The organism is Sphingobium trunci (genome assembly GCF_022664535.1).
Classification (GTDB): domain Bacteria; phylum Pseudomonadota; class Alphaproteobacteria; order Sphingomonadales; family Sphingomonadaceae; genus Sphingobium.
The window spans coordinates 1-3833 of the sequence record NZ_JAKUJY010000053.1; the positions used below are offsets into that span (position 1 = coordinate 1).

The 3833-nt window shown below is 58.2% G+C and carries 4 protein-coding genes; 2 read left to right on the plus strand and 2 right to left on the minus strand.

Annotated elements, in window-relative coordinates; translation table 11 throughout:
- Positions 1-594: 594 nt before the first annotated feature.
- Together MJ601_RS21645 and MJ601_RS22170 are read left to right on the plus strand one after the other, a co-directional pair.
- Positions 595-1740, plus strand: coding sequence for a GGDEF domain-containing protein (locus tag MJ601_RS21645; RefSeq protein ID WP_242130458.1), 1146 nt, complete (start codon positions 595-597; stop codon positions 1738-1740).
- 52 nt (positions 1741-1792) lie between these two features.
- Positions 1793-2248 (plus strand): HGGxSTG domain-containing protein, encoded by a 456-nt coding sequence (locus tag MJ601_RS22170; RefSeq protein WP_491572946.1) that lies wholly within the window; start codon positions 1793-1795, stop codon positions 2246-2248.
- 688 nt (positions 2249-2936) lie between these two features.
- Here the strand turns inward: MJ601_RS22170 and MJ601_RS21650 are convergent.
- Together MJ601_RS21650 and MJ601_RS21655 are read right to left on the minus strand one after the other, a co-directional pair.
- Positions 2937-3107 (minus strand): hypothetical protein, encoded by a 171-nt coding sequence (locus MJ601_RS21650; protein WP_242130459.1) that lies wholly within the window; start codon positions 3105-3107, stop codon positions 2937-2939.
- A 382-nt stretch (positions 3108-3489) separates the two neighbouring features.
- Positions 3490-3681, minus strand: coding sequence for a hypothetical protein (locus MJ601_RS21655; RefSeq protein WP_242130460.1), 192 nt, complete (start codon positions 3679-3681; stop codon positions 3490-3492).
- Positions 3682-3833 lie beyond the last annotated feature (152 nt).

The following is a 3833-nucleotide window of genomic DNA, read 5'->3' on the forward strand; positions in this document are numbered from 1 at the left end:
ATTGGGGCCCGCTGACTGACCAGAAGATGGACGGCGCGACGCGCGAATGCCAAAGACTCGATCACAGTGCTGCCATCAACAACCAGTGAATGAAGGGCTACCTCCTGAGGGCTGATCTGAAGTCGGAAGTGACAGCTTTGCAGGTGCCTAAACGCGCGGTCGACGAGTGACGGTACTCACGCAGGTTTTGAATGTACCTGAGCTATTAGAAACCACCGAAGCGTCAACTAGCGTCTGCTATGCTGGCGCAATCGACCCTTTGCGGCGGTTCAGCCGCCAAATTTCAGTTTTCAGGTGCGGTCGGTCCGGTTTGCAACTTATCCTGGCGGCAGAGCGCGCTGCGGTCCGGGGCGAGTTTCTTGAAGAGGGTATGGAGATCATCATTTAGCCCTTCGCAATCGAGATGCTGTCCGCGAAAAGATCGAGGCACCTTTGCAAGTATCGATTGGGAAACTGCCGGTCGCACGCTGATGCTCAGTTGGGCGCGCACGTAACGCGACGTTAACCTTGGCCGCGAATAGATCGGGGATGGAGAGACGAGCTCAAGCCAGTGCCGCAGGCACGCCCGTAGCGCCCCGCCGTTGGACAGCGCCCATGCTCCCCGACGCAGTCTATCGCGATCTCCTCTCCACGCTCTTCACCATGACAATGCCGATCATTGGCTTTGGTATTCTTTATTTCGTCGTAGGGGTGCTCATATACCGCAAATGGCAGGATGGCGTCATCCTTGGCCTTATTGTCGCAGCTGTCCTCGTAACTGCGGCGCGCATAGTGCTGATCGCGCGGTTCCGCCGGGCGGGCGGCGTCCGTCAGAACATTGAGCTGCTTCACCGATGGGAGAGGAAGTATATCCTCCTCACCTGCCTATTCGCCTTGCTCCTGGCGGGGCTCAATGTCCGCGCCCTCATGACGCACCAACCCCTCATTCACATCGCGACGCTCAGTCTTGTCTTCACCTTCGGCGCGGGCATCGTTTCACGGAACGCATCACGACCGCTCTTGTGCATCTTGAGCCTTGGCTGTTGCGTTCTCCCAACTGCTTTCGCGATGATGCTGCACGCGGCGAGCAAATATGATGAACCGCTCCATGGCGAATTTTTCGCTTTCGAGGCGCTTCTGCTCCTTGTGGTCGCAGCGATGAGCCTGAGCTCGGTTCGCCATCTTTTTCATGCGGCCGTCGAACATCTGACCATGAAACATGACCTTGCACAGCTTGCCCGCTTCGATCCCCTCACCGGGCTGGCGAACAGGCTCATGTTACGGGAGGCATTTCAGACCAACCGATTGATCGCTCGCGCCGACGACCGACTCGCAATCCATTATCTCGACCTTGATGGCTTCAAATCAATCAACGATCGCTATGGCCATCCCGCTGGCGACAAAATGCTGGTCGAGGTTGCGCGACGCCTCCGCTCGATCGTTCGCGTGGACGATGTGATTTGCCGCCTGGGAGGAGATGAGTTCATCCTGCTCCAATCAGCGGTGCAGCATCATGACCAGGCGCAACTCCTCGCCAGACGCGTGATCAAACAGCTAAGCGAGCCCTATCTGATCGACGATATCGAAATGCAGATCAGCGTTAGTGTGGGCATTGCGATGGCGCCGGATTTTGGGGAGGATCTTGAACGTCTGATGGCTTGCGCAGACGCAGCCTTGTATCGTTCGAAAGTCAGGGGCAAGGCCCAGGTCCATTTCTGCGAAGCCACTGATGATCGAGATGCCGCGAAAGCGGTCGCCTGATGAAAGGGGAGCGTGGTCAGGCGGGGAAGACCGACCCTTCTTTGCCGTTCAGATGCTGATTGTTCGTTCCCAGTTGCGGTCTGTCCGGCTTTTCAAATTCTGGACGCCCGAGTCTGGCCGATTGCTAACTGGCAGCTATCGGCGTCAGATCGCGGAAAGCGGACATTGGCTTAGCTCGGCGACGTCAATCCATTCCCGCCTGGCGGAGGAGGAAGCGGCGAAGCTTCCGGACGATGAAAAGCGCAAGCTGTTCCGGGAACATCGCGAGCGGCAACAGGCTGCGGCGGATGCGGGGCGCTATTATCGGGAGGGGCGTCCATCCTATCTTATCGGCCTCACCTGTGGCGCTCGGACGCGATCAAGAAAACCCTGCGGAATGACCGCGCTGCATGCGAACGGGCGGTGCATCTGGCATGGTGGCATGTCTACCGGCCCTCGCACTCCGGAAGGCCGCGCCAGGGCGCTCGAAAATCTCAAGCTGGGGCGTCTAAAGCGCGGGAAGTCATAGGGCGAATAAAGTAGGAATTTTTAGAGTCCATGTAGGGGCAATTTCCGGACGCCATAAAAGGCGGCGCTCCTGCCCGAATATGATAGCGGCGGGAATACGATTAGCCCCGCATCATGAAGGGGGTCGATGCCGGGCTATGGGACCCTCCAAGGCAGAGAGAAGGACATCATGGTCCACCCCGCCCGACTCGTACATTCGGCTATGGGTATAATCCGAAATAGCCATCGCTCATCCCAACGTCCCCACTCCAGAATAGCCCACGTTAAAGCGAATCGGTGGCTGTTGTGATTTGTTCCCGGCGCGGGCTTTTAGCTCGCAGTGCGACCCAACTTGCCCCGCCTTCCTTCGCAGACGGCGGGGTATTTGGTCTTCGGTGTGGCGATTATCGCGGCATCGCCACCGCGCTCTGCATGATGCTGGTGGCGGCGCTGAACATGGCATCGACGCCGACGACGCTAAGGATGCCCAGCGCAAGGGCGAAAATGATAAGGCTATACCGCATGGAGATATTATCCTGTCGGCGTGACCTGAACGGAAATTGACAATTCGAATCAGTGTGTTCGGATTGAATCGATCAGTCGATGAACGGGAAACGCCCCGATCCTTTCGAACCGGGGCGCCGTGAGGCGATTAAAGGCCGTCTTCCAGTTCGCTGCCACCTGGATCGCTGATCGGACATCCGGGACCATCAGGACGGGAAGGCTGTGTTCATCCCGTCCTCATCGCACTGGCCGCCAGCATCCGCGATCCAGCAACCGGGGCCATTGCTGCCATAAGCCAGCGCATATCCTGTCAGTGAAAAGTCGTCCTCCATATCGGTCGCGTCCTCAAGGTCGGGATCGCCGTCCATCTGGTTCATGTGATCGATCATCCGTTGAACCAGCCGCCCAAGCTCCGGGCGGGACAAGCTCGGAATGGCCGTCAGGAGGGCCGACAGCGTCGGAACGGGTTGAGGCTGGCGCTTGTCCCTGCGTCGGCGCGTGATGGGGTTCCTGCGCGGCTGGTAGTCGGGTCCTACACATTTCTCTATCGGTGCAACTTTCCTGATCTTGAGGGCGGCCAGGGCAGCCTGATCTATTTCGCCGCAATCCAAGACTGAACCGGACCAGCGGCTAACCGGCAACGCGGAACGATTCGCAGACGGGGAGGGACGCTACCGAGTGGATGGCGGATTGTCGGCTATCGGCTTCAGACGGTGGCTTGCGGATAGATTAATGGGCCGAATTCGCCAGATTTATGGGTTAGAAGCCGCCGAGCTTTTTCTGAACGATGGAACAGTCCCGGCTCTTCGCCACTTCGCTGTCGTAAATCTGAGTGGCCTCAGCTTCCGTTGTAACCTCCCAGGTTTCCCGCGTCCTAAGCGAGCGGATCAGGAAGACTTCCTCGGCAAAAGACGAACGCTCAAATAACCGCACGCCTTCTTCCTGCTTCAATAGCCTCTTTAGGTCCATCATAGCCAAGCCTGCGTCTTGCGTCCCTCATCAACGCTTCATGCAGCGGAAGCGTTGCGTCAAGCCATGCGCGGATTAACGTCCGCGATGATCCTCCACCCAGAGCACGCGACCGTCGGCTAGTGGTCGGGTGG

Excerpts from the sequence above, each read along its gene's own strand:
- MJ601_RS22170 (WP_491572946.1), top strand. The coding sequence starts at position 1,793 with ATGCTGATTGTTCGTTCCCAGTTGCGGTCTGTCCGGCTTTTCAAATTC.
- MJ601_RS21650 (WP_242130459.1), bottom strand. The coding sequence starts at position 3,107 with ATGAACCAGATGGACGGCGATCCCGACCTTGAGGACGCGACCGATATG.
- MJ601_RS21645 (WP_242130458.1), top strand. The coding sequence starts at position 595 with ATGCTCCCCGACGCAGTCTATCGCGATCTCCTCTCCACGCTCTTCACC.